General features: G+C 39.8%; 25 protein-coding genes. 17 read left to right on the forward strand and 8 right to left on the reverse strand.

Annotation, left to right across the window (positions count from 1 at the left end):
- Nucleotides 1-9 precede the first annotated feature (9 nt).
- The 4 genes from odhB (at nucleotide 10) to M3197_RS11985 (ending at nucleotide 4,389) form a co-directional block, all read left to right on the forward strand.
- On the forward strand, nucleotides 10-1,242 hold the full coding sequence (gene odhB, locus M3197_RS11970; protein WP_251661808.1) for a 2-oxoglutarate dehydrogenase complex dihydrolipoyllysine-residue succinyltransferase: 1,233 nt from the start codon (nucleotides 10-12) through the stop codon (nucleotides 1,240-1,242).
- 76 nt (nucleotides 1,243-1,318) lie between these two features.
- Complete coding sequence (locus M3197_RS11975) at nucleotides 1,319-1,519, forward strand: DUF6501 family protein (protein ID WP_025784293.1); 201 nt, start codon at nucleotides 1,319-1,321, stop codon at nucleotides 1,517-1,519.
- Between the two features lie 92 nt (nucleotides 1,520-1,611).
- Nucleotides 1,612-2,475, forward strand: a complete 864-nt coding sequence (locus M3197_RS11980) for an ATP-binding protein (protein WP_251661809.1) — start codon at nucleotides 1,612-1,614, stop codon at nucleotides 2,473-2,475.
- A gap of 9 nt (nucleotides 2,476-2,484) precedes the next feature.
- The gene (locus M3197_RS11985) at nucleotides 2,485-4,389 is read left to right on the forward strand and encodes a vWA domain-containing protein (RefSeq protein ID WP_251661810.1); all 1,905 of its coding nucleotides are present in this window, start codon (nucleotides 2,485-2,487) and stop codon (nucleotides 4,387-4,389) included.
- A 17-nt stretch (nucleotides 4,390-4,406) separates the two neighbouring features.
- On the opposite strand, the gene M3197_RS11990 is transcribed toward M3197_RS11985, so the two are convergent.
- Nucleotides 4,407-5,603, reverse strand: a complete 1,197-nt coding sequence (locus M3197_RS11990; protein ID WP_251661811.1) for a toxic anion resistance protein — start codon at nucleotides 5,601-5,603, stop codon at nucleotides 4,407-4,409.
- Nucleotides 5,578-6,252, reverse strand: a complete 675-nt coding sequence (locus M3197_RS11995; protein WP_251661812.1) for a 5-bromo-4-chloroindolyl phosphate hydrolysis family protein — start codon at nucleotides 6,250-6,252, stop codon at nucleotides 5,578-5,580. Before M3197_RS11995 ends, M3197_RS11990 begins: the two co-directional genes overlap by 26 nt.
- A gap of 206 nt (nucleotides 6,253-6,458) precedes the next feature.
- Between M3197_RS11995 and M3197_RS12000 the strand changes: the two genes are divergently transcribed.
- Entirely contained in the window at nucleotides 6,459-6,764 is a 306-nt protein-coding gene (locus tag M3197_RS12000) for a DUF1033 family protein (RefSeq protein WP_251661813.1), read from the forward strand.
- 203 nt (nucleotides 6,765-6,967) lie between these two features.
- Nucleotides 6,968-7,168, forward strand: coding sequence for a cold-shock protein (locus M3197_RS12005; RefSeq protein ID WP_025784299.1), 201 nt, complete (start codon nucleotides 6,968-6,970; stop codon nucleotides 7,166-7,168).
- A gap of 54 nt (nucleotides 7,169-7,222) precedes the next feature.
- On the opposite strand, the gene M3197_RS12010 is transcribed toward M3197_RS12005, so the two are convergent.
- The 3 genes from M3197_RS12010 to M3197_RS12020 form a co-directional block, all read right to left on the reverse strand.
- Nucleotides 7,223-7,966: a hypothetical protein gene (locus M3197_RS12010; RefSeq protein ID WP_251661814.1), complete on the reverse strand. Its 744-nt coding sequence runs from the start codon at nucleotides 7,964-7,966 to the stop codon at nucleotides 7,223-7,225.
- Between the two features lie 149 nt (nucleotides 7,967-8,115).
- Entirely contained in the window at nucleotides 8,116-9,723 is a 1,608-nt protein-coding gene (locus M3197_RS12015) for an ABC-F family ATP-binding cassette domain-containing protein (RefSeq protein WP_251661815.1), read from the reverse strand.
- 138 nt (nucleotides 9,724-9,861) lie between these two features.
- On the reverse strand, nucleotides 9,862-10,113 hold the full coding sequence (locus M3197_RS12020) for a hypothetical protein (RefSeq protein WP_251661816.1): 252 nt from the start codon (nucleotides 10,111-10,113) through the stop codon (nucleotides 9,862-9,864).
- Nucleotides 10,114-10,196: 83 nt separating this feature from the next.
- On the opposite strand from M3197_RS12020, the gene M3197_RS12025 reads away from it, so the two are divergent.
- From M3197_RS12025 to M3197_RS12035, 3 genes are all read left to right on the forward strand, one after another.
- A complete protein-coding gene (locus M3197_RS12025; protein WP_251661817.1) occupies nucleotides 10,197-11,390 on the forward strand; it encodes an MFS transporter in 1,194 nt (397 codons plus the stop codon).
- A gap of 421 nt (nucleotides 11,391-11,811) precedes the next feature.
- Nucleotides 11,812-12,720: a patatin-like phospholipase family protein gene (locus tag M3197_RS12030; RefSeq protein WP_251661818.1), complete on the forward strand. Its 909-nt coding sequence runs from the start codon at nucleotides 11,812-11,814 to the stop codon at nucleotides 12,718-12,720.
- A 396-nt stretch (nucleotides 12,721-13,116) separates the two neighbouring features.
- Entirely contained in the window at nucleotides 13,117-14,100 is a 984-nt protein-coding gene (locus tag M3197_RS12035; RefSeq protein ID WP_251661819.1) for a YecA family protein, read from the forward strand.
- A 771-nt stretch (nucleotides 14,101-14,871) separates the two neighbouring features.
- Here M3197_RS12035 and M3197_RS12040 read toward each other — a convergent pair.
- Nucleotides 14,872-15,564: a YjjG family noncanonical pyrimidine nucleotidase gene (locus M3197_RS12040; protein WP_251661820.1), complete on the reverse strand. Its 693-nt coding sequence runs from the start codon at nucleotides 15,562-15,564 to the stop codon at nucleotides 14,872-14,874.
- Between the two features lie 219 nt (nucleotides 15,565-15,783).
- On the opposite strand from M3197_RS12040, the gene M3197_RS12045 reads away from it, so the two are divergent.
- The 6 genes from M3197_RS12045 (at nucleotide 15,784) to M3197_RS12070 (ending at nucleotide 21,596) form a co-directional block, all read left to right on the forward strand.
- Nucleotides 15,784-16,575, forward strand: coding sequence for a VLRF1 family aeRF1-type release factor (locus tag M3197_RS12045; RefSeq protein WP_251661821.1), 792 nt, complete (start codon nucleotides 15,784-15,786; stop codon nucleotides 16,573-16,575).
- Nucleotides 16,576-16,695: 120 nt separating this feature from the next.
- A complete protein-coding gene (locus tag M3197_RS12050; protein ID WP_251661822.1) occupies nucleotides 16,696-17,070 on the forward strand; it encodes a nucleotide excision repair endonuclease in 375 nt (124 codons plus the stop codon).
- Between the two features lie 18 nt (nucleotides 17,071-17,088).
- Nucleotides 17,089-18,333: a hypothetical protein gene (locus M3197_RS12055; protein ID WP_251661823.1), complete on the forward strand. Its 1,245-nt coding sequence runs from the start codon at nucleotides 17,089-17,091 to the stop codon at nucleotides 18,331-18,333.
- A 33-nt stretch (nucleotides 18,334-18,366) separates the two neighbouring features.
- Complete coding sequence (locus M3197_RS12060) at nucleotides 18,367-19,689, forward strand: sodium-dependent transporter (RefSeq protein ID WP_251661824.1); 1,323 nt, start codon at nucleotides 18,367-18,369, stop codon at nucleotides 19,687-19,689.
- Nucleotides 19,690-19,838: 149 nt separating this feature from the next.
- Nucleotides 19,839-20,486 carry a hypothetical protein gene (locus tag M3197_RS12065; RefSeq protein WP_251661825.1) on the forward strand — a complete coding sequence of 216 codons (648 nt, stop codon included), beginning with the start codon at nucleotides 19,839-19,841 and terminating at the stop codon, nucleotides 20,484-20,486.
- Nucleotides 20,487-20,771: 285 nt separating this feature from the next.
- A complete protein-coding gene (locus tag M3197_RS12070; RefSeq protein ID WP_251661826.1) occupies nucleotides 20,772-21,596 on the forward strand; it encodes a class I SAM-dependent methyltransferase in 825 nt (274 codons plus the stop codon).
- A 56-nt stretch (nucleotides 21,597-21,652) separates the two neighbouring features.
- Here the strand turns inward: M3197_RS12070 and M3197_RS12075 are convergent, their stop codons facing one another.
- Nucleotides 21,653-22,399, reverse strand: a complete 747-nt coding sequence (locus M3197_RS12075; RefSeq protein ID WP_251661827.1) for a YqcI/YcgG family protein — start codon at nucleotides 22,397-22,399, stop codon at nucleotides 21,653-21,655.
- A 581-nt stretch (nucleotides 22,400-22,980) separates the two neighbouring features.
- Between M3197_RS12075 and M3197_RS12080 the strand changes: the two genes are divergently transcribed.
- Together M3197_RS12080 and M3197_RS12085 are read left to right on the forward strand one after the other, a co-directional pair.
- Nucleotides 22,981-23,628 (forward strand): DedA family protein, encoded by a 648-nt coding sequence (locus M3197_RS12080; RefSeq protein ID WP_251661828.1) that lies wholly within the window; start codon nucleotides 22,981-22,983, stop codon nucleotides 23,626-23,628.
- A gap of 266 nt (nucleotides 23,629-23,894) precedes the next feature.
- A complete protein-coding gene (locus M3197_RS12085) occupies nucleotides 23,895-24,440 on the forward strand; it encodes a hypothetical protein (RefSeq protein WP_251661829.1) in 546 nt (181 codons plus the stop codon).
- Nucleotides 24,441-24,510: 70 nt separating this feature from the next.
- Here the strand turns inward: M3197_RS12085 and M3197_RS12090 are convergent, their stop codons facing one another.
- Nucleotides 24,511-24,900: a hypothetical protein gene (locus M3197_RS12090; RefSeq protein ID WP_251661830.1), complete on the reverse strand. Its 390-nt coding sequence runs from the start codon at nucleotides 24,898-24,900 to the stop codon at nucleotides 24,511-24,513.
- Between the last annotated feature and the right edge of the window lie 14 nt (nucleotides 24,901-24,914).

Below are 24,914 nucleotides of genomic sequence, written 5' to 3' on the forward strand. Positions count from 1 at the left end.
GAAATTATTGTGGCAGAGATCCGAGTACCTGAACTGGCAGAATCGATTACCGAAGGAACAATTGCAAAATGGCTAAAACAACCAGGTGAATCAGTAGATAAAGGTGAATTTATCGTTGAACTTGAGACAGACAAAGTAAACGTTGAAGTAATTTCTGAAGAAGCTGGAACGGTTCAAGAGCTAATGGCGGCTGAAGGCGACACGGTCGAAGTCGGTCAAGTCATTGCAATCGTAGGAGAAGGTTCTGGAGCACCAGCACAGCAGCCAGCTGCGCCCGCTCAACCTGCACAAGAACAGCCTGCACCAACAGCATCTGAACCAGTTGCTGCTCAAGCACCTATTGAAGAAACAACTTCAGGAGATCGTTTGATTGCAAGTCCTGCTGCACGTAAACTAGCACGTGAAAAAGGAATAAACTTGGCTGATATTTCACCAGTAGATCCAATGGGCCGCGTACGTGTTCAAGACGTGGAAGCACACGGAACTGCTCCTAAAGCACAGCCTGCTGCACCGGCAGCTAAACAGGAAACAAAAGTGGATGATGGCCGCGTAGAACGCGTAAAAATGAGCCGTCGTCGTCAAACGATAGCGAAGCGTTTGCTTGAAGTGAAACAAAACACTGCTATGCTTACAACGTTTAACGAAATCGATATGACCAACGTGATGGAACTTCGTTCACGTAAGAAAGACGAATTCTTTGATAAGAACGACGTCCGTCTAGGATTCATGTCATTCTTCACAAAAGCTGTTGTAGCAGCACTTAAAAAGTATCCAAATGTCAACTCAGAGCTTGATGGTGATGAATTGATCATGAAAAACTACTTTGATATCGGTATTGCTGTTTCAACAGAAGGCGGATTGGTTGTACCAAACGTTGTCGATGCAGACCGTAAAAACTTCGCGGAAATCGAAGCTACTATCGGGGAACTAGCTAAAAAAGCACGTGATAACAAATTAACACTTGCTGATATGTCAGGTGGTTCTTTCACGATCACAAACGGTGGAGTGTTCGGTTCACTTCTATCTACACCAATCCTTAACGGAACTCAAGTTGGTATTCTTGGAATGCACACAATCCAAAAACGTCCGATTGCTGTCGGTAATAATGTGGAAATTCGTCCTATGATGTACGTTGCGCTTTCTTATGACCACCGTGTCATTGACGGAAAAGATTCGGTTGGTTTCTTGAAAATGATTAAGGAATTAATCGAAAATCCAGAAGACCTTCTTCTCGGATCATAATAAATAAATGAAACCGTCCGCGTTTTGCGGGCGGATTTACTCTTACACTTTTCTAATGGAAGGGCGGGGTCCAAGAATGTCTTCGTTCAAAGAATGGCTTCATGCACCGGCAATCCGGCAAGTCGTCTGCAAACACGCAGACGCTGAAAAATATTTAGTAACAAACGTTCTCACGCCTGGCAAAACCTATGATGTAAAAAACGAAACAGAAGAATTTCTGTTTGTCGTTGACAACACAGGTAAAGTTGGCGGCTATTACAAAACATATTTTGAGTGACATGCAGGTAGCCATACGTAAACACTGATCCATGAAACGACCTGATGCTATAATTGCATCAGGTCGTTTTATATAGAAGGAGACAAAAAGTCATGAACCCGTTAATCGAACAAACTTTGAAATTGCGTATCAATAGGTCCTATGCAAAAGAAGAGCAATTACTTATTCAAGAAGGCGGCTATGTTAGTCCTACTCCCAATTTGTTTGAGGATATTCTAATTGCCATATCGTTAAAAAAGCCAATACTTTTGAAAGGCCCCTCTGGTAGTGGGAAAACCCGTCTTGCTCAGAGTATCTCAGCGTTGTTTCAACAGCCCATGCAAAGCGTCAACTGTTCCGTAGATCTGGATGCTGAAGCGCTGTTAGGTTTTAAAACGATTGTGACCCAAGACGGTCAAAGTGTTATTGAATTTGTAGATGGTCCAGTTGTGACTGCTATGAAGCATGGTCATATTTTGTATATTGATGAAATCAACATGGCTAAACCTGAGACCTTGCCGATTTTACATAGTCTTCTGGACCATCGACGTATGCTAACGAATCCCTTTACAGGTGAAGTCATCTTGGCGCATGAAGATTTTTCAATCGTCTCAGCTATCAATGAAGGGTATATTGGAACATCACCGATGAACGAGGCGCTAAAAAACCGATTTGTATCATTCTCCATTCCGTACTTGGAGGCGGAGCAATTACGTGCTGTCTTGGAAATTGCAGTTCCCGAAGCGAAAGCATCAGTTGTAGATACGATAATGAATCTTTCAGAGGATCTGTCCAAACAAGCGGCTAACGGATTACTAGCTGACGAAGCAGCTTCTGTAAGGAGTCTCATCGATGCCCTTCAACTCGCTGTCCACATGCCTGTAGATCGAGCTGTAACCTATGCGATCGCTGAACTTTTGGAAGATAAAATGGAGCGGGATCTCGTGAACGAATTGACAGCTACTTGGGTGAAATGAGGGATCGTGATGGATAAGGTCAATCGATTCATACAGTTTAATGATGAATCCGTTGAAACACGAAAAATTCTGCTTTATGAAAGAATTGCACAGTCGTTAGCAAATGCACCTTATGTGAAAATAACGGAGCGTCAATTAATCGAGTATCAGCCAAAGGATGCAGCTCTCGCAATGAGTGTGTTTTGGAGACATCGTTCAGAACAGGTAACGCATTTGGGGCGTCTTTCGGATATCTATCTCCTTGCGGCAGGTTTCTATCGACACTTTAACTTAGCAGCTTGGAAAGCGTTCACATGGGATATGAAGTCCAGTCTCTATCCTAAATTAGCAGGACAACTAGTAATGATGCTCGAAGAATTTAGATTAATGGAGTCCATTCAAAAGACACGCGTCGGGACGCAGAAAGCTTTTAAAATGCGCAGTGAAGTTTACGTAGAGTTCCATAGGGATCGACTCTTGTCAAACGTACAGCGGGGATTCGAATCGGATGCGTTAGTTAACCAATTATTTTTAGATATTCATACGGGGATGACAGCTTCAGCTCACAATTCGTTCGATCATCTTCCGATGGATCGTATCCGGCAAATTGTACAAGGTGCTTATGAATTAGAAAACACGGAACACAGTGGATATTTAGCAAAAAGGATTATAGAACTGGTAGAAGAGCAACTGACTGGGGACATAGTACTTCCCTTATACACATTCGGAGAGACTTTCGAGGATGGCCGAGTGATGAATACAGATGTGAGAGCTATGTCAGATCCAAAAGAATTAGAGGACCAGGTAGTGAAAGAAACAATAGAAGAGGAATTTCGCACATGGCATCAAGAGACAAAAGATGAAAAGGGGACTCATCTTGAATTCGAGCTCCAACAAGGAACACAAGGAGTTGCAGATGGTTCGAATTCAAGCCCTGGAGAAGATGATGTAGAAGTCCAGCAGTTTGGAATAGGAAAATCCGAAGGGAATGATAAGGAGAGGCTTCAGAAACAAGAAGCCGTCCTTTCCGGGGACAAAAAAGAAAAAATTTCCTCTAATGCGGGTACCGATTACGGTCCATCACACACACAAGTCACGTTTAGAACAACTAAAATGCCTAAAACGGAAGAGCCGGCATCATCAAAACTGCTAAATGACTGGAGAAACAATCATTTACCAATTGTTCGCGCACTAGTTACTGAGATGCAAAAAAGATTGGAGCGAAAAAAACAGCAAAAGCGTGAGAACTTAACGAAAGGACGACTTTCTTCTAAGTTAACCACCATGCTGACACATGAACGGCCGAAACCATTCTATCGAAAACAAGCACCTTCACCCGAGATCGATGCCGTATTCGGATTACTCGTAGATGGATCGGCTTCCATGATCGACAAAGTAGAGGAAACAAAAGAAGCAGTTGTTCTTTTTCATGATGTGTTACGCAAACTTCATGTATCCCATGAAATTACTTCGTATTACGAAGATGCGTTTGAAGCAACGAAAGACGAGCAACCGAATTTTTTCGAAGTCATGCATACATTCGAGGAAACACATCTCGATAGCGGGCCCGCAATTATGAATTTTGAAGCACATGAAGATAACCGCGACGGGTTTGCGATTAGGTGGATGGCGAACCGTCTTGCTGAACGGAATGAACACCATAAATTTCTACTGGTATTCTCGGACGGGGAACCATCAGCATTCGGATACGATCGTAACGGTATTGTCGATACAGCGGAGGCTGTTTGGGAAACAGAGAAGCGGGGGATATCTGTCGTGCATTTATTTTTATCCTCCCAACAACCGACGGTAGAACAGAAAGAGCTGTTTGCTACAATGTTTGGGAACAAAACGGCGGCTTCAGATTCAGTGGAGGATTTCGCTAGCCAGACCCTTCGTATACTTAGAAAGTTGCTTGCAATTGCAGCTCAATGAAAAAACGCAAAACCCCCTTATAACGGGCGGTTTTGCGTTTTTTCATGAATATTGAGAAGACGTTGTTTTAGCTCTTCTTCCATTCTACCAATTTCTCGCTCTGCTTCTTTTCTCTTCACCCGTCCATCTGCCTGAATCACAAGAGTTTCCTCAATTGTTTGGATTAAGTTTTCTTGCGTTTTTTTCAACGTATCAATTTCAATAATGCCACGTTCGTTTTCTTTTGCAGTTTCAATTGAATTCAATTTTAACATCTCAGAATTACGAAGCAGAAGATCATTTGTTGTCTTCGTTACAAGCCGTTGAGATTCTACAGCTTTCTTCTGGCGATTTAGAGTGAGTGCAATCGCAATTTGGTTTTTCCATAATGGGATTGAGGTCATGATCGATGATTGAATCTTTTCAGCTAGTGTTTGGTTCGTTTGCTGGATCATGCGAATCTGAGGTGCACTTTGGATCGTCAATTGACGGGATAATTGTAGATCATATAATCGCTTTTCCAAGCGATCTAAAAACTGACTCATATCATTTACTTCTTGAATTGCCATTTGATCATTAGAATTTTGAGCATCTGCACGCATCTGAGGGATTGTTACGTTGGCGAGTTCGTCACGTTTGATTTCGGCTGCGGCAATATAGACGTTCAGTGCTTGAAAATAGGTCTTGTTCTGCTCATATAGATTATCGAGCATCTGAACGTCCTCGATTAACCCTCGCTTCGAGTGTTCCAGTTGTACACCGATACGGTCAATTTGTGTACTTAGTTTTTGATACTTTGTCATCATTTCTTGAATAGAACGGGATGCTTTATTGAAAAGGCGGCTCAAGCCAGTCTTTTTCTTTTCTGAAAGGTCATCAGGATCGATTTCAGATAGCTTTCCCATCAAATCGTTTAAGACATCTCCAACCGGGCCAATGTCCTTACTTTGAACGTGGTCCAACATTTTATGGGAAAAACGGGACAGTTCGTTTTGTGCTGTAGCTCCGTAGGTTAAAATTGCTTCATAATCACCCACAGGAATTTGTTCTGCGAGTTCCTTAGCTTTATGCTGTTCCTCAGGTGATAGACGATCTATTAGTGCGACTGAAGCATTGTTTTCAGTTTGCTCTGTTTGCATTTCTTTAGGGAGCATCGGTTCACTTCTGTCAAACGGACTACTAAGTAAATCATCAAACGATTTTACGTCATTATTGATTGGCTGATTTTCGGTCATCTAGCGGTTCCCCTTTCGTGTTCGGCAAAGCTTTTTTACGTGCCATTGTAATATCTACATAGTCGAGTTCAAGTTGCAGCGCTGCTAAATCAGTTGCTAGGGCATCCTGCAAATCATTTTCCAACTGATGGGTAACATCGGTAATCGTTTCTCGAGTATGCTGTAGCGCAATGCGAACTTCTTTTTCTTTTAGTTGCTGATTAGCTAGTAGTGCGTATTTAGAAGTCAGTTCAACTGCAGAGTCAAGATGTGCATAGAAGAACTGTTCGGTTTGATAAAATTTCTTTGGATCGTTGCGTACAATCGCGAGCACTTTTCTAGATAGATTACTCAGCTCATATACTTGACGAAAAGCCTGAACCGAGCGAACCTGTCCATATAGACTATTCAACTTTTTAATTTTTTGCTTAGCTTCATAAAGTTGTAATTCAATATGTCGATATTCAGAACGTGTCATTCCGAGTTCTTTCACTGATGAGCTGAGTTGGACTTGTTTAATGGCAAAAGTACCTCCAAGATACATCGCGATGAGAATCCCTGTTGCTGCAAAAAAAGGAATACCAGTTCCAAGCAGTAAAAAGAGGTATGTTCCAAAACTGACGGGCGCCACGATGAAGTGCCGCATAAAAAACTGTTTGACTTTTTTCATCTTCGGTCAGCCCTCCTTATCGTTAGTATATATATCTTTATTACGTATGAGTGGCGTAAAAGTTTCATCGAACCACTAATCTCTCTTTAGTATACCGTATTAGACTCATTCAGACGAACATTTGAAATGAAGATTAGTACAGTTTGCTTGGAAAAACTTTAAGTGCTTTGTATAATTGTCAACTGTATAGGAAAAGAGGGTTTAGCATGTACACAGTAATTTATATGAAAGCGGATTATGAACCTTGGTGGATGTTTGAAGGATGGGAAGAGATGGTTCGTTTAAGAAAATCTTTTGAAGAATTGGACGAAGCGATAGCATTTGCACATTCACTAATGGATGAAATGAGAGGCTGTTTTTCAAAAGAAAAAACTCGTAAAGGGGCTTTTACCGCTTTTTGGAATCCTGGTGAAAGAACGTACTGTGATGGATGTGACGATGATATGCAATTGTATCACGGAGTCTTTTTATTGAAGGACAACGAAGCTATTTCCTTTGTCACAGAAAAATAATTAGAATATTTCATAAGGTTTATTTGACATTTTAAAGTGGTATGGTATAGTAGTACTAAGGTTAATAGCAAGTGCTCGCGACGAGAAACGTATTCACGTATTACAAAAAGTGATCGGCGACGTCGGTACTTTTTGTAATACGTGAATTTTCTTTTTTGTAGCAAGTTCATGTATTAGCAATTATTATTTGGAGGTTTTCATTTATGAAACAAGGTACAGTTAAGTGGTTCAACGCAGAAAAAGGTTTCGGTTTCATCGAGGTTGACGGAGAAGACGACGTATTCGTACACTTCTCAGCAATCCAAGGCGAAGGATTCAAATCTTTGGACGAAGGCCAGCAGGTTGAGTTCGAAATCGTAGAAGGTAACCGCGGTCTACAAGCTGCTAACGTTACGAAACTCTAATAACACAAAAAAGGGAACCCGCGCAAATGGTGGGTTCTATTTTTTTGTTTTGTTTTAGGGTTTTGTAACAGATTCCATCGACGAAGTGACATGCATATCTGCTTGACCTTTTGCAGTCATGACGGATTCCCGTTTGACTTCTCCAAAACCTTCAACAAAATATTTTCGATTCGTATAATTATCACCTTTTTCCTCAATTACAATCGCATGATCGAACTTTTTATAAGGAGTTTCAACCATAGCGTCTGTATCTACAATTGTCCATTTCCCAAAAGTAGCCCCTTTTTTAAAAGGTTTCTGTAAATAAACGCCTGTCACTTCCATCTTTTTAAGTTCAGCAACGGGCGGTGCATTTTCTTCCATATCAACATGTTTTTCCTCTAATGTTAGAATTCGATCTTTCTCCACTTTGTATACCTTTCTTAATAGAGCGCCTCCATTGTTCTCATATATCATTACATACTCCTCGTATGGATGATATACCTGAATATTCAGCTCCGCATACTCATTTCCTTTGCCTTCATAATGCGCTTTTGAACTGTCTGGTAGCAAATAGTCAAGCATTGCTGGGTCTTTGACTTCGCCATTCGGATCATCCAGTTCTTCCACGCCATCATCATCATGATCCTTATCTTTTATTTCACCACCGGCATCCGAGTCGTTTTTTTCAACAGGACTCTGTTCGCCGCTGTTCCCAGAATTATCAGGTGCCGTAACGTCTTCGCCATTCAGTTTGGAGCAAGCGGAGACGACGAGTAGACTAATGAGTAAAAAAAGCATAAATTTAAAATTCTTCATAGTCAACCACTCCTTTTCCAAATAGTATGACCGATTTCAAGAAAAGTATGTGCCGTTTAAGTCGTTATCCTTATTGTAAAGAATATCAAAAAAGCAACTGCTTATAATAGCAGTTGCCCTTTGTTGTAAAGCCTTTGTGTTCGTTAAAATTATTTTGAAGATGGTTGTGCTTCTTTCCATTCCAAATACTCATCATAGGTCATCATTTTGTCGAAAATTGTTCCGTCATCGTTAATCTCAATGACCCGATTTGCAATTGTTTGTATGAACTGATGGTCATGAGAAGTAAAGAGCATTACACCTTTATAGGCAATGAGACCATTGTTTAGTGCTTGAATCGATTCAAGATCCAAATGGTTTGTTGGTTCATCTAATAACAAGACATTTGAATGAGTGAGCATCATTTTAGAAAGCATACAACGAACTTTTTCTCCTCCAGAAAGTACAGAAGGCTTTTTGTTCACTTCTTCACCAGAGAAGAGCATTCTACCGAGGAATCCACGTAAAAACGTTTCTGTTTCATCTTCAGGTGAGTACGGACGTAACCACTCAACGAGTGATTTCTCGTTACCTTGGAAGAATTCGTTATTATCAATAGGGAAGTATGCTTGTGAAGTGGTAACTCCCCACTTAACTGATCCAGAATCGGCTTCTTGTTCTCCAGCTAAAATTTCAAGCAAAGCTGTTTTCGCAAGGGGATTCCCAATAAGAATAACTTTATCTTCCTTATTTAATGTAAATGACGCATCCTTTAACAATTGAACGCCATCTTGAGTTTTAGAAACATCACGGACCATCAATACATCATTACCAATTTCACGACCCATTTGGAAGTTTACATATGGGTAGCGACGTGAAGAAGGCTTAATATCGTCAAGATTGATTTTATCGAGAGTCTTTTTACGTGAAGTCGCTTGTTTCGATTTTGAAGCGTTCGCGCTAAATCGAGCGATGAAGGCTTGTAACTCTTTCACTTTTTCTTCTTTTTTCTTATTCTGTTCCTGGGAAAGTTTAAGAGCTAGCTGGCTAGACTCATACCAGAAATCATAGTTACCCGCATAGATTTGGATTTTACTGAAGTCCAAGTCCGCAATATGCGTACAAACTTTGTTCAAGAAGTGACGGTCGTGAGAAACAACGATCACTGTATTCTCGAAGCTGATCAAGAACTCTTCTAACCATTGAATTGCTTTTAAGTCCAAGTGGTTCGTCGGCTCATCCAGTAGTAAGACATCTGGTTTTCCAAATAGGGCTTGAGCAAGAAGAACTTTTACTTTGTCAGAACCAGTAAGCTCAGACATTTTCATCGTATGCAATTTTTCTGGGATACCAAGACCTTGCAATAAGATTGCAGCTTCGGATTCAGCTTCCCATCCGTTTAGCTCTCCAAATTCTCCTTCGAGTTCGGCTGCACGCATACCATCCTCATCAGAAAAATCTTCCTTCATATAAATAGCATTCTTTTCGGACATAATATCATAGAGCCTTTTGTGACCCATAATAACAGTCTCAAGAACTTCTACACCCTCGAACTCGAAGTGATCCTGTTTCAATACTGCCAGGCGATCGTCATTATTTAAGATGACATTACCTGTTTGTGGTTCTATTTCACCAGAAAGTATTTTAATGAATGTTGATTTACCGGCACCATTCGCACCGATTAGCCCATAACAATTCCCTGGGTTAAACTGTATATTAACATCTTCAAAAAGTTTCCGGTCTCCAAAGCGAAGACTTACATTACTTACTGCTAACATAATTGACCTCCTAAAATTCACACTTTGCCCATTATAGCACGGATTGTCGCTAGGGTGGGGGAAATTACAGTAGTAAAAATCGATTTTCAAGCTTACAATACAATCATAAGCCTTTTGAAAGGATCTAAGTGAAACTGTTTAGGAACTTTCTATCTTTTGCAAGGCTTTACGATTTTTATAAGCCGATAAAGTACCGAGTTCTTTATTGATTAAATATTCCATTTGGACATAATGTTTACGAGAAGGTAATTCAATCGAATCCATACCTTTCATCGTGTAAATGAAGTAGTATCCATTGATTTGCCGGAACACGGCGACTATGTCGGGAAATGAGTCAAATACACTTTTCACTTGATACTTCCGTGTATAGGACCAATGAAGTATTTTCATGAATTTCATCCTTTCACAGAAAATTATACTTCCTTAAAAAAACAAACGCAAGTTCGATGAAATATTATTAGAAAGGAATCCTTATGAATTCTATTTCTCTAACTACTAAAAAAACAATGCTCCTGATTTTCGCTATTTTTGCAGTGTCTATCAATATGCGACCAGCCATCACATCCATTGGTCCACTCCTTGATACAATCCGAGTTCAGTTATCATTGACGAATGCACAAGTTAGTTTGCTAACAGCGTTGCCTGTTATATGTATGGGCGTGTTCGCTTCGCTAGCACCAGTATTGAATCGGCGGTTCGGATTGAATGCCACTATGGTTTTTATGGTTGCAGTTATTGGTGTGATGACAGCCCTCCGTGAATTCATACCGACTTATACAACGCTATTAGTTTCTTCTATTGCAGTTGGTATTGCGATTGCGGTTGCTGGACCATTACTCTCCGCAATGATCAAACAAAACTTTCCACATCGAGCTGGTCCAATCATTGGAATCTATTCGTTCGGTCTCGGGGCAGGTGCCACAGCAAGCACAGGTTTGTCTGCATACTTTTATGAGATAACAGGATCCTACTCATTTGCACTTAGTATTTGGGCTGTATTAGCTTTAGTGGGGATTGTAGCTTGGCTAGTATCAGGTACAGATCAGCTGGTAGTTCATCAACACCAAGTAAACACATTCAAAGAATCATCCAAGGTGGTTCGTTCTCCCTGGAAAAACAAGAAAGCCTGGTTGTTCTTACTGTTCTTTGGATTGCAGTCTGCAGGATTTTTCTCAATTGTTATCTGGCTCGCGCCAATCGCAATTGAAAAAGGGATGACGCTTGTGCAGGCAGGTACACTGGTGAGTCTCATGACCGCAGTTCAAATTGTCTTGAACATTACAATCCCGCTAATGATGGAACGGTATCCAGGTCGTAAAATGTGGCTGTTATTTATTCTTTCAATAGGGTTAGTTGCAGTCATGCTATTCTGGACAGATAATCTCCCGTTGCTATGGGTAGGTGCACTACTTATGGGCGTTCCATTAGGGGGGATGTTTCCAATCGCACTCGTATTACCGCTAGATGAGACAATAAATGCTGTAGAAACGAATTCTTGGACAGCGATGATGCAAACTGGAGGATATATCATCGGTGGCATTTTTCCGTTAGTCATTGGCGTACTGTACGATGCAATTGGAAACCATCAAGTAACAATCGTTCTGTTTGGTTTGTTATTTTTAGGAATGATTGCATTGGCATTTTTTATAGGAGATAAAGAAGAATAGAGGAATTGGAAAAGGGACGCCCGGTTGGGGCATCCCTTTGTTTTTTTGTCTAGCCGATTATTGAATATGAGAAAAAAGTTATTTCTTTTTATAATCAAAAATTGTGTAATTACTCACAACGATCATTGCCGCGGTCGTTGTTCAGCAGTTGTTTCCTAACATAAGCAACGCAAACCCTACCTACTTTTGCGTCCTTGCGGCCCTATAGCCGCGCCAGTTTGAATACGTATTATGGGTAAACATTCAGCAGAATGCCAGTATTCAAGAATCAGCTAACTTGTTATAACCTAGTTATCATACCACCACGCTCAAACAATGTCAATAAGAATTCATAGAAAGTAGGCTAGAGTAAGTAATCTAGTTCTAAAAGAAAGGAGTGTATCTTACAGTAAGCTATAAGCTGCAGAGAGGTGGAGAATGAGTGGAAATTGATGGCGTCTTTTCTGGTGGAGGATTAAAAGGGCTAGCATTAGTGGGAGCTTGTAAGGTATTTGAAGAAAAAGGATACACATTTAAGCGCACTGTAGGAACGAGCGCAGGTGCGATTGTCGCTGCGATGCTAGCTGCAGGCTACAAAGCTCATGAAATGGAACAGATTATGCAGCAACAAAACTTTCCAGAACTTCTCGATGCAAGGAAGACATTTATACCAATTCCATTTATGAAATGGCTTCAACTATATTGGCGCATGGGACTGTACCAAGGAACTGCTCTAGAAAATTGGTTTAGCGACATCCTAGCAGAAAAAGGGGTGTATACATTTACAGACTTACCCGAAGGCTCTTTAAAAATTATAGTATCCGACTTAACGAACGGAAAACTAATCGTACTTCCTGATGATTTAGGTGAGTATGGTTTAAGACCAGACTTCTTTCCTGTGGCACGTGCACTAAGAATGAGCACAAGTATTCCTTTCTTTTTTGAACCGGTCGTTCTTCATTCATTAGCTGGAAACTCTGTAACAGTAGATGGTGGTGTCCTTAGCAATTTTCCACTATGGGTATTCAATGAACCTGAAGATGGAAATGCACGCCCAATTGTCGGCATGAAACTAAGCCATAATCCCGCAGACAAGAAAAAAACAGTAATCCGTAATGGATTAGGACTTTATGAAGCGTTATTTACGACAATGAAAGATGCACATGATGAAAAACACGTCTCCAAAAGACTTGAAAAAGACGTTTTATTCATTCCGACAGACGGGATTTCAGCTGTCCAGTTCGATTTGTCTGACGAGCAAAAAGATGCACTCGTCATTAGTGGAGAAGTATCAGCAACAAACTTTTTGAAACAGTGGGGAAAGACGGCGTTTTTAACAAAAGTTTTTTGAATAAACAAGTAAATGTGTATGTTGTTTCTTTTTCTAAAATGGAATATTAGACTTGAGTAATTATTCATAGTTAGTTGGAAGGGCGGTGTTCCGTGTGAAGATATCCTTAAAACATTTGCTACTAGCAATTGTATGGCTTTCTATCGCACTAACACTCGTTAGTAGTCGTTATGCAGGATGCCGTGCTGACCAACTAACTCTAGAGAAAACGACCTTGAAAACTAATTTTGCACATAGACTTGAAGTAGCAGACGAATGTTTGTCTCATACAAAGGAAACTGGTCACAACAAGGTAGTCAATGCGCATGAAAGGAACTAACACGTGAAAGCTAACTTCCATCTATCTTAGAAAAGTGGTAAACTGGACAACAGCTTAAAAAGAAGCAGGTGTTGAAGATGATTGGAAGAAATGATCCGTGCCTTTGCGGAAGCGGTAAGAAATACAAGAAATGTTGTGCAGGCAAAGAAGAACTAACAGTTGAAATTGTACAAGCAGAAGAATTGGAACGAATTCTGCAATCTTTTTATGATGAATATCCAAAGCAAAAAGACTTCGGTGATTATCGCGAGTTTGCCATCCAATGGAAACTACCACTTTCCGCAGCATATTCGGAAGAAATGATCGAGGCAATTGCGCTAGACGAATTCTTTTTCCATAATCGAACCGATATTTGGGAAGGCTTTGTGCAAAAGCAGTTAAAAAAAGCTGTCCGTCCATCTGTTATCAAGGTCCTGGAGAGTTGGCTGGTACCACGTACGTTACTGGGACAAGTAATTAAAACGGAAGAGTCTTATTTGACGGTGTATGACCGGTTAAATAACCAGACTGTCTTATTACGCAGAGAATCTGATAAGCCAGTTCCCGAAGATGTTCATCTCTGGTGCTTCACACTTCCGGAAGGTGCAGATGGGTTGCTTGCAGTATCGACGCTGATCTTTTTCCCGGTAGACCAAAGTTCAGTATTTGATGAATTTGTGACTGAGTTTGCAAATGTAGATCAAGATACGGAAACGTATATGAAGAATCACTCAGTTACTCTTTGGGAAAAACTAGCAGAAAATGGTTATAAAGGGGAAGAGTTCACAGATTTTGAACAGGGAGTACTCGCTAGGATTGCATCATTCCTAGAACTCAATGATCGTAAATCAGATGAACTCATGGAATTGATTGAGGATTACTTAGTCGAGGAGCAACCCAATGCGCGTAAAGATGTTGCCATAGCAGCAGGTGCCATTCGTTACGGCCAAGAAAACGCATTGTTTGAACCCCTTGAACTTACGGTAAAAGCCATTGCCGATGAATTTGAGGTTTCTCCATCTTCACTAAACCGTTATTACAATGGAATCACAGAATATGCAGCAATGAAAACGAACGCATAATATTACCACCCCATACTTCGAGTGAGTATGGGGGTTATTTGTCTATGAAAGGTGTTTGATGTCTGTCGTTAGGTAATTAACTGTAACAAACGTGGGCTTGTAATTTACTCAGAAATTATTGACTGTGCTCATAAATCATGGAATGTGATCATAAAACACAGAAAGTGCTCATATATCTCGGAGAATGATCATAAAGTGGAGAAAATGCTCATAAAGCTTGAAAAGTGATCATAAGATTCAGAAAGTGCTCATAAAACTTTCAAAATGATCATAAATGGTAGTAGAAGTTCATAATTATAGGATTGAGGCCTAACAAAAGTCATTATCGAAACTATTTATAATGGAATGACACTAAGAGGAAATTAATCTACAAAAGGGGAAGATCCAGAAAGATATAAGGGAATAATTGGTAGCGCTTCGCTTGTTTCAAACAGTTACTCAGTTGAAACAGGGTTTTCTAGCGTTCTCCGACAAATTCTGATGGTTATCTGACATTACAGAAGGTTTCTCAATCATTTCAACGGATTACTCGATCACCTCTGTTTATTTCTCCATCACTTAGCAAAGTTTCTCGATAACGAGACACAATTCAACAAGATGCAAAGGATTAATTGGTAGCGCTCCGCTAAATAATCACAGGCCAGACTTAAAAATCACCTTAACTCCATACACTTCGAAAAGTGGCAATAACTCCAATATTCGTCTGCAAAACCCAACAAAAAAATAGCCATTAGACATCAGAAAACCTGACATCTAGCAGCTATTTTGCAATCAAAATGTGGCTTTTTCTATAACCCTAAATTCTGCCCAATTTCTAATTTCGTGCGTTGGTTTGCTATCAGTTGTATTTTCCAAACCATTTGGGTTATACCAACAAGTGTCGACACCAAAGTTGTTACCTCCGCGAATATCGGAAGTAAGGGAATCTCCTGTCATCAAAACACGGGACTTATCCGTTACGCCCAGACGATTCATGGCCTCTTGAAAAATTTCAGCACGTGGTTTCTGGAAGCCCGCTTCATCAGACGACACAATCGTTTCAAAGCGATTATTCAACGCAGAACAAGCAACGCGAGCAATTTGAGCTTTGATAAAGCCATTCGTCACAATCGCAAGCCGTACATCTCCTAAGCTGTCCAACATGTCGATGACACCATCTATTAGATGAGCTTCTTTACCAAGCAACGTTAAATAAGTTTCTGAAAAGCTAACAGGATCAAGCTCAATACCAAATTTATCAAATAATTGACTGAAACGACTAACATTCAGTTCTTCCATAGTCGTTGAGCCTTCTTCTAATTGTCTCCATAGTACCTTACTGATAGCTCTATATTCTGTTCGGTATGCATCGAGACCTTCTTCAAGACCAGCTTCAATAAAAGCGTTCCGAAATGCATTTTGCTCACTTGTGTCAAACTCTAGAAGTGTATCATCTAAATCGAAAAGGAATACATCGTAATTCATTCAATCATCACCTGTCTGCAATTTGTGTATGTAAAAGTATAGCATTCACCGCAGTTTTAAAACAAGCTTTCAAACTGAAGATACACGTTCTCTAAAGGAACTTGTATATTTAAAGAAACAATTGAATTTCCGTATTTTTCATAATTTTTATTTCGTTTAATTTTTCAGTATAAGGGTATCACACATAGAGAAGCAGATCATGAGGAGGTCGAAGCATTAATGACATTAAGTGAAGAACTTCAGACTCTGAAAGATTACCATTGCGAGGACCGGTGTGTATTAAGTGTTTATTTAAATACGAATCCAGCTGATCCAGATCAGCAAAAAGGGGCTTGGAAGATCCACTTAAAATCCGGATTAAAGCGATTAGAGGAATATTTAGAAGCTTCGAATGACAAAGAACTTGCAGCATTTAAAAAAGCTAAAGCACGTGTAACCGAAGAAATTGAAAAAAATCACAACGACTTAAAAAAGGGAGTCGTTATTTTTGCAGCGGAAGACCCGGATTTATGGTCCGTTCACTACGTACAAATTGCGGTCAAAACAAGTTTTCATTGGGAAAACCATCCAGTTATTGAAGAACTGTATTACATGTTAAAAGCATATCCTAACTCAGGAATCATCATGCCGAGTATAGGGAGCGTTCGCATTATAGATACAGCGATGGGATTTGTGGCAGATGATCTGGTTTACAATTTTGATTCTGGATTAGATGTATGGCGTGAACAAAATGATATGAATCCATCTGGAAATAGAGGTACAGGTGGCAGCCAGTCCGATGATTTTGACCAGCGTATGAAAGAAAACTTAGAGCGTTTTTATAAATCTATGGCAGCAGATGTGGAAAAAATGAAGAAAGAACGGAATTGGGATGAAATCCATGTCGTTGGAGAAGCAGAGTCATCACAATCATTTGCATCGGCTCTCAGCAAAAAACCAAAAAGCGTAATCCATAAAAACTTGAACAATTCGATACCGGATAAAGTGCTACACGAAGTATTCGAAAAGTAACACCCGTCATAAAACCGTCCTGTTAAAAGGACGGTTTTTTCGTCGCAATAGATTGACAAATCGCATTCTGGACCAATCTGTGGTAGGATTTATAACAAAACTAGATAGGACGTGACATGAATGATTTCTATAACTATTCCTGAAATTGATGTAAAAATTGAACAACGGCTCCAAAAAGTATCTGCAAATATCGTTCCAATCAAACCGATTTGTGGATTTGTGGACTTACACGAAATACCACGAGACAAAGGCGGAATTATTTTGTTCTACAACAAACAAGATGAATTGCTATTTGTTGGGAAAGCACGAAAGCTACGTCCCCGAGTGAAAAAGCACTTGGAAGACAACGTATCACCATTAAAACCACATCGCGATGAAGTAAATAAAATTGCTGTTATCGTTGTAGACGATGCAATGGAACGAGAAATTTACGAAACGTATATCATTAACACAATGCGCGCTAAATACAACACAGATAAAGTCTTTTTCGAGTAATACAAGGGGGCGAGCACTTTGGACCAACGAATAGAAACTGTGCTAGAAGAATTGAAAGTAATGCTTGGACTTAAGCAATTTGTTCTTCATACACACTCACTTTCACAAGAAGTGTCTGCTTTTGGCGGATTTGATATCCTGCTGACGGCAGACTGGCTTCCTCCAGCAACAGAGGCACCTTTAGATGACGACATCCTTCCAGAAGGAACGGTTTCAACTAGATATTCACTGCGTTTTCAGCAATTGCGACTTGCGATTACCCAAGGAGAGAAGTCTTTTGCTGATCCTATTGCTTCAAGTGAAGAAGCATTTTTAAAATGGTCGCATCAGCATACAGGATTACGTGCTGGTAACGATTTTGTTTTGACTAATCGTACCGGAAATGGAATCGAAGGTCTCGTTGTACATAATGATGTTCCTGTACAAACTGACGGTTTTTTAGAACTTGAATGGGATGAGTCGGGAAGAATCATTCATTGTATGTTGCCTCTTCTTGCATCTAATGATTTCGACGAAGTTTTTTTTTCCATGACACTTGAAGCAATAGAGCCGCTTGTAAGACAGCAGCTTACTGCAATTCGATTGCCAATTGAGGATGAGGAACGCTTTGCAGATTACTATGCTATTGATGAAGTGTTTATCGCACAAGATGGTACGGTCTTACCTTACTTTTCTGAAGAACAGAGTGCGTACTTCCCAAGAATTGTTTTACGGTGGGAATCTGTTTCAACCTATCAGTATGAAAGAATACGTATTCAGCCATTCAGCTGTGAATTGAGTTCTGAAGAAGCTTTTTCAATTCTAAGCAATCCTGGTAATGTGTTATCGGATGATGCGGTTAAACACTGTCTACAATCTGCAACTAAATTTTTGTCTTCTCAGATTCCTGAAGAATCAGGCGAATGGGAAGCCTATCGCATTATGCAGCAGCCCGGAAATATAGAGGTCGTTTGCCGTAAATTAGGTGAAATTGCAGGTCCACTTCGCAGGAAACTTTTGATCATGCTCAACAAGGATACATATGAAGTGATGAATTTCATGGATTCAAGCGAAATGGCACAACTGTTTGAAGGATTTACACAACCTCGTGTCGAAACGGTTTCTCAGGAAGAAGCCTTTGAAAAAATGGTTACGTATATTACACTTGAACCTAAATATGTCTACCATCAATACGCGGGAACATACAAATTATGTGGATTGCTGGATTCTGAGGAATGTATAGATGCCGTGACAGGCGAACTGAAACAACTTAATGAATTGTAAACTTTTTGGTTTGCTTGAAACGAGGTTTGAAAGATGAGGGAACGGGAACAATGGACATCTAAAATTGGATTCATATTAGCAGCAGCGGGAAGCGCAATTGGTCTGGGTGCTATATGGAAATTCCCTTATATGGCGGGGATGAATGGCGGTAGCGTGTTTGTTCTGCTATTCATAGTGAGTACACTGTTGATTGGATTACCGATTTTACTAGCGGAATTTGTTATTGGTAGACGTGGACAGGCAGATGTCGTCACGTCGCTTGAGAAGTTATCGAAAGGCCGGAACTGGAACTGGGTCGGATGGATGGGGCTAATTGCATCTTTCATCATTTTATCGTTTTATAGCGTTGTTGGAGGCTGGATCTTATCATATCTCGCTCGTTCTTTGACGGGTGGACTATCTGGGGCCGACTATGGCGGATTATTTAACGATATTATTGCAGATCCAATGGAAGTGCTAATTGCGCAGGCAGCGTTCCTGGCGATTACGGTTTGGATCGTACAGAGTGGAATAAGAGGTGGCATTGAGCGTGCAAGTCGATGGATGATGCCATTGCTGTTCATCTTTTTCATTTTACTCGCTGTACGTTCACTGACACTTGATGGCGCAATGGAAGGGATACGCTTCTTGTTCGTACCAGACTGGAGCTACTTGACGGGGAAAACGATTCTCATGGCACTTGGTCAAGCATTCTTCTCTCTGAGCGTAGGTGTAACAGCGATGATGACCTATGCTTCCTACTTACATAGAGAAGAACGCCTTGGTCAATCTGCTCTAAATGTGTCGATATTGAATATTGTCATTTCTTTGCTCGCAGGAATTGTTATTTTCCCTGCAGTGTTTGCGCTTGGCCAGTCACCAACTGAAGGTCCGGGACTTATTTTTGTAGTGCTACCAGCAATTTTTAATCAAATTCCATTTGGCGGATTTTTCTTAATTGTATTCTTCATATTAATGTTGTTTGCGACCTTGACTTCAGCAATTGCGATGCTTGAAATAGTCGTTTCCACAGGAATCCGTAAGAAACACGATCGACGACGACGAGCAGCATGGACATTTGGTGGATTAATTTTCTTAGTGGGAATTCCGAGTGCGTTATCATTTGGCATTCTCGGGGATATTAAAATCTTTGGCAGTTCAGTATTTGATTTCGCTGATCTTCTCACAAGTCGAATTGCTATGCCGTTAGGAGCACTTGCAGTCTCAATCTTCGCAGGATATGTGCTAAGTCAGAAAGACACTGCAGACGAATTAGATATGAATTCGACTCTCCATAAAATATGGAAAGTCCTTGTGCGATATATTGTTCCAGCAGCCATTGTCATTATTTTTGTGACTTGGGTTGTTGAATTATAATAAACAAGCCGTGTGCTATTTAGCGCATGGCTTGTTTTTTTTGTTCCGAACCATAGAAAATTGAAACTAATCTCACAATAATACGTACATATATCTAAAGGAACTAATTTACATTCGCAGAGCATACCAAACAAGAGAGAGGGTTTGCGATGAAAGGTCAATTCACTAAAAAAAGAATATCTTTAGTAACAACCTTAGCATTGGCTTGTGTGATTGCTACTGGATGTACACAACAAGGCGAAGCAAATGAAGGAAAAAAAAGTGGAGTCGTAGCTGAAGCTGAAACAACAGTTTCAAGTGTAAAAAAGAATATCCAAACAGTAGAAGCTGTGTTACAACAAGAATTAAATAGTCCGGATGAGAAATACATTCATTTGGCCGATGCGGCGATGGGTGGTCGAGAAGATCCAGAGAGTGTAATTCAAAAAGAGAATGAAATGAAACTTTTAAGTTATGTGAAAGAAAAATATCAACCTTATTTTACTGATGAAGGCATAGAAAGAGCTCGAAGTACAAATATGCTCTTTCAATACCATTCCCAGTTCGTTTTTGATGAAGAGTACCAAATAAGACTTTTAGATTCAGAAGTGAAGCAAAGTGAAATTGATACTGCGAGTAATCAGTATCAATTTACAGCTATAGTTGAATTATTATCACCTGGTGAAGAACCTTCTCAGCACGAACTAGAAGGAAGAGCAATTTTTTCAACGAAAGAAGGAAAAATTGGAGACTTCGTACTTGGCCAAAAGGATCCAACACTTTCAAAGAAAATATTCGAACTTGCTGCAAAGCCATGAAACTAAGTTGATTTTAAAGCTTGTAGATAAAACGGGATGCTGGTGAACTATTAAACGCCAGCATTTCATTTTTTTATAACGAATTCTCTATTTTACTCTCCTACAACGTAATGAATCTTTCAAGAAGTTCTTTAAACGGAATAGAAATCAAAATCCACTATGAAAATCACTTGAGAAAATAAAATGACTGGGTGTGAGTTCGGGTACAAGCATGTTCTATAGAGTGCAAATGGCAAATTCTACAAAACAACAAGCAGTACAAACTTAGGTTCTGGGGGAAAACAAATGACAGCATATCAATTAAATAAAAAAACAAAGGACTTTTTAAATGAACATAAACTATACGAAGACGATGAAATTCAGCAAATCCAATTACAACATCGTTTGAGTCTAGTGAAAGCATTCAATCTTCCTAAAGGTGGCAGAATCTTAGAAATAGGATGTGGGCAAGGCGATACAACAATGGCAATTGCTCATGTAATAGGCGAAAACGGGAAAGTAGTCGCAATCGACAACGCCAGCCGAGATTACGGAGCACCATTCACCTTAGGCGAAGCAACGGACCATATTTTGCACTCCACTTTAGGAGAACGAATAACGTTTCACTTGGATACAGAATTTACTGATTTTGAAGTTACAGTTCCTTTCGATGTTGCTGTATTCTCTCACTGCTCCTGGTACTTTAAAGACCCCGTTGAACTTCATAGCTTTCTCAAAAGACTTCGTGGAATGACAAAACGAATTTGTTTTGCAGAATGGGATCTTCAATTTACAGAAATGACACAACGAACTCACTTCGTTGCTGTATCGATACTTGCCCTCTACTCCCAATTTGTAGAGAATGAGAGTAATGTGCAAAATCTATTTAACAAATCCCAAATCCTGCATCTACTTGAACAAGCAGGATTCCAAATTGAAAAACAAACAACAGTGGATGCGACATTTCTACCTGATGCCAAGTGGGAAAAGGATTATGCAAATAGTATCCGAACAGAGTTCATACAAGCTGCTTCTCAAATGGAATCCTTCTTATCAAGTTATTATGAGTTAATGAATGATCCTCAACACGAAGAACTTTCATTGAACAGTTTTGTTGTTACTGCAAGATAACTTAATTCAAAAATCCTTACTTCTGTATGCTAGTAGAGAGATAGAAAAGCCGCCCCTCAGGACGGCTCTCTTCTAATTTCCTTATGCGTGAAAGGGCACTTCCCTTGAATGGGTTCACTATCATCACCGATGAAGAATTGTTTCCACTCATTATGCTCTGGGTCGCCAAAATGGCTAATATCGGGGTGTTTCGGCAAATGATCCCAAGCTTCCACTCGTTCACGAACTTTTTCCCGTGACATGATCCCACCTTGTTCAGTTCCTTTTAAGCCTTTGAAGATTTTGCGTGGCTGAAATCCAATCACCATTGCGTTCCCGAGGTCACGGGTCTTTCGTTGCTTGTATGAGGGGGAATTACCAAATGCGAAAATGGGTTCACCGTGGAATCGGAAATCCCACAAATGATGGTCAGGATCACGAGGACTGTCGATTGGCCACTCGACTTCATCAACTTCATGTAGGTATTGAAGGATTTCCCAAAACTGTTTGCGATAATCTTCAAGTGTTCGTTCTGTTGAAAATGGCTCAACGAAAACAAATAATCCATGTCTTTTATGGTTCGGATCTGCAAAGAGTTTCAAGAAGTCAATGAGTGCTTGGGGGAGATTACTCCAATCTCTTTGTGTAATATATGCATAACGCAATTCACCTTTCAGCTGACCATTTATACCGAAATAGCAAGGAAACGTCTTATCTGTTACAGTATTCTTAAACGTTTTGTACTCACGAAGTAACCACTTTGGTAAGTCCGTCCTCGTTTCTAACTCCTCTTTTGTTAGCAATGTACTTTTTGTATGAATCAATCCATGCCTTCCTTTCCTTAGATTTCTTTACACTGACAATACGCATAATAAATTGTTACTATGACAACGTATAATTCGTGGAGACATTTCATATACTAATAATCACAGAGGCGCGGCACAGCTCTGTCCCGCGACAGGGGCACTTTCGGCAGAAGGTGGAAAACAATACTCAGCCCATTCCGACTAGGGATTGCCTAGTAGTGCCGCAACAATATAATTTGGACAAATTCTCTTCATCAATTAGGAAACTAGAGAACAGTAAATCACTACACAAAAATTTCATATCATGAAGAAACCAGTTTGACTACATTTCATTGGTAGCTAAACTGGTTTCTTTTGGGGTTCTATGACAATAGCTTTCGAATGAAGGGTGACTGGATAAATGATAAGAGTAAATGAATTTCGAGGAAGTTCAGCTATGTGAGGTCTTTCGGTAGTTTCCTTTAATTTTCGGAACTCGACCTACTTTTTCAAGACAATTCCACAAAATTAACGTATGATAATGAAGGTTACTAGTTTCTACTGAAATAAGTAGCTAGAGAAAAAGTAAGACTATATAAATTTCGAAAGTGAGCATCCACATGTTATTCATTCACAATATTATCAGTTTTATCTTACACATCGACGAACACTTAAATGAAATCATAAGGAATTTTGGAACTTGGTCCTATGTCATACTTTTTCTGATTGTCTTCGTAGAAACAGGAATTGTCATCTTTCCGTTTCTACCAGGTGACTCTCTTCTGTTCGCAGCGGGTGCTCTCGCAGCAGCTAAGAACGCATTTAATCTCGGCTTATTAATCTTTGTATTCTTTGCGGCCGCAGTTATTGGTGATACTGTCAATTATCATATTGGGAAAACACTAGGAACCACGATTACGCAAAATCGATGGATCGGGCGTTTGGTCAAACAGGAAAAAGTCGACCAGGCAGAAAAGTTCTTTAACAAGCATGGCGGGAAAACAATTGTAATTGCTCGATTCATGCCATTCATCCGAACGTTTATTCCTTTCATCGCTGGCTCTAGCCGAATGGATTATCGATATTTCCTCACATACAATATTTTAGGCGCAGCACTTTGGGTTGGGCTATTCACAATTGTCGGATACCTATTCGGAAATATTCCATTTGTTAAAGACAATTTCTCCACAATCATCATGGCCGTCATTGTGTTATCGATTCTACCCCCAATCATTTCTTACGTGAAGAGTCGTGTTCGTAGGAAGTGAAAGTAAAAGAAATTATCAGCTGGTGTATCCTGTTTTTTTGAATGAATGGAAGTAAGCAATTAGATGAGCATCCGATGCAGCACACCGATTATGAGGGTGTGCTGCATCGGATGTTTTGTTGTCTATAGGGAAGAGCAGTCGTGAAAAGATCATTACTTATTATATGTAAGAATGTGGTTCATTCCGATTGTCAGGTATTTGTTTAAACTGGCTGTATGAAGATTGGACACTTGAGCCATTCTGTAAGAATAGGGAGGGGAATCAGCATGAGACGATTGTTTTTCATAGGTATGTGTTCATTGCTACTTGCGGCATGTGGAAATCACGAAGGTTTAAATAATGGAAAATCGACTAAACAAGAGGTAATGGCGGAGCAATTAAAAGCAGGGAACGTTGTTAATGAGAAAAACTTTGAAACGCGTCAAAAAATAGTGGAATCCGCTTTGAAAGACACCAAGTTTGGTGATTTGGTTCACGTGGAGGGGCTAAATAGTAAAGAACCCTATTCTTTGGAAATTGAATACAAAGGAAAAGAGAATCTCTCTGAAAAAATGACAATTAAAAGCATTCAACTTACAGTTCGTGATGCCGTGTATGCTATTAAAGAACTCGGTATAAATATCGATTCTATTTCAGTGAATATAAAATATCCATTTGTTGATAATTATGGGAATACTTCTAATCGTTACGTCATTAAATCTAAGTATACAGCTTCTACAGTAAAACGATTAAATGAAGACAGGAGAAATTTTAAGGAAGAAAACTTACCAGTTGTTGCGGATGAGTGGTGGGCACATCCGTCATTTGAATAATAACTAGTAGAAACAGAAACACTGCAAGGAACTAACTAGGATCAACAGCACATTGCAACCAAATACACGATTATCCTTCTATTAAAGCATAATATTCTATGTATTCATCTGAATTTATTACAACTAGTACATAGGGAGTTCTTCCAAGTTTGTACTCTTCAGTAGAAAATACTTCCGTGCCTTTTGGCAATTGACTTGCATAAAAATCTTGAAAGAACAATGTACTAGTAGTTTGCTTTTTTATTTCCCCAATTTTAAACAGCTTAGAGAGGTCATACGTAGACTCGGTTACTGAATTGTTGTTTTTCGTATAGATAAGACTACCGACTTTTATAATATCCACTTCTTTATTCCCTTTTAAAATGTCTTTTGCTGTTGGATTCCCTGTTGAGGCGGAAGAACAGCCCACCAAGAAAAACAGTACGGTTGCAATCATCACGAACATCGAGAAAAACTTCATCGGGTCCACTTCCA

The sequence above is a fragment of the Sporosarcina aquimarina genome (genome assembly GCF_023715615.1).
Lineage (GTDB): Bacteria > Bacillota > Bacilli > Bacillales_A > Planococcaceae > Sporosarcina > Sporosarcina aquimarina_A.

What these genes read in the sequence shown, in the direction of transcription:
- M3197_RS12045 (WP_251661821.1), top strand. Translation starts at nt 15,784, where the DNA reads ATGACATTAAGTGAAGAACTTCAGACTCTGAAAGATTACCATTGCGAG.
- M3197_RS12010 (WP_251661814.1), bottom strand. Translation starts at nt 7,966, where the DNA reads ATGAAGAATTTTAAATTTATGCTTTTTTTACTCATTAGTCTACTCGTC.
- M3197_RS12090 (WP_251661830.1), bottom strand. Translation starts at nt 24,900, where the DNA reads ATGAAGTTTTTCTCGATGTTCGTGATGATTGCAACCGTACTGTTTTTC.
- M3197_RS12050 (WP_251661822.1), top strand. Translation starts at nt 16,696, where the DNA reads ATGATTTCTATAACTATTCCTGAAATTGATGTAAAAATTGAACAACGG.
- M3197_RS12085 (WP_251661829.1), top strand. Translation starts at nt 23,895, where the DNA reads ATGAGACGATTGTTTTTCATAGGTATGTGTTCATTGCTACTTGCGGCA.
- M3197_RS12020 (WP_251661816.1), bottom strand. Translation starts at nt 10,113, where the DNA reads ATGAAAATACTTCATTGGTCCTATACACGGAAGTATCAAGTGAAAAGT.
- M3197_RS12040 (WP_251661820.1), bottom strand. Translation starts at nt 15,564, where the DNA reads ATGAATTACGATGTATTCCTTTTCGATTTAGATGATACACTTCTAGAG.
- M3197_RS12015 (WP_251661815.1), bottom strand. Translation starts at nt 9,723, where the DNA reads ATGTTAGCAGTAAGTAATGTAAGTCTTCGCTTTGGAGACCGGAAACTT.
- M3197_RS11975 (WP_025784293.1), top strand. Translation starts at nt 1,319, where the DNA reads ATGTCTTCGTTCAAAGAATGGCTTCATGCACCGGCAATCCGGCAAGTC.
- M3197_RS12035 (WP_251661819.1), top strand. Translation starts at nt 13,117, where the DNA reads ATGATTGGAAGAAATGATCCGTGCCTTTGCGGAAGCGGTAAGAAATAC.
- M3197_RS12070 (WP_251661826.1), top strand. Translation starts at nt 20,772, where the DNA reads ATGACAGCATATCAATTAAATAAAAAAACAAAGGACTTTTTAAATGAA.
- M3197_RS12080 (WP_251661828.1), top strand. Translation starts at nt 22,981, where the DNA reads ATGTTATTCATTCACAATATTATCAGTTTTATCTTACACATCGACGAA.
- M3197_RS12060 (WP_251661824.1), top strand. Translation starts at nt 18,367, where the DNA reads ATGAGGGAACGGGAACAATGGACATCTAAAATTGGATTCATATTAGCA.
- M3197_RS12025 (WP_251661817.1), top strand. Translation starts at nt 10,197, where the DNA reads ATGAATTCTATTTCTCTAACTACTAAAAAAACAATGCTCCTGATTTTC.
- M3197_RS12000 (WP_251661813.1), top strand. Translation starts at nt 6,459, where the DNA reads ATGTACACAGTAATTTATATGAAAGCGGATTATGAACCTTGGTGGATG.
- M3197_RS11985 (WP_251661810.1), top strand. Translation starts at nt 2,485, where the DNA reads ATGGATAAGGTCAATCGATTCATACAGTTTAATGATGAATCCGTTGAA.
- M3197_RS12005 (WP_025784299.1), top strand. Translation starts at nt 6,968, where the DNA reads ATGAAACAAGGTACAGTTAAGTGGTTCAACGCAGAAAAAGGTTTCGGT.
- M3197_RS11990 (WP_251661811.1), bottom strand. Translation starts at nt 5,603, where the DNA reads ATGACCGAAAATCAGCCAATCAATAATGACGTAAAATCGTTTGATGAT.
- M3197_RS11980 (WP_251661809.1), top strand. Translation starts at nt 1,612, where the DNA reads ATGAACCCGTTAATCGAACAAACTTTGAAATTGCGTATCAATAGGTCC.
- M3197_RS12065 (WP_251661825.1), top strand. Translation starts at nt 19,839, where the DNA reads ATGAAAGGTCAATTCACTAAAAAAAGAATATCTTTAGTAACAACCTTA.
- M3197_RS11995 (WP_251661812.1), bottom strand. Translation starts at nt 6,252, where the DNA reads ATGAAAAAAGTCAAACAGTTTTTTATGCGGCACTTCATCGTGGCGCCC.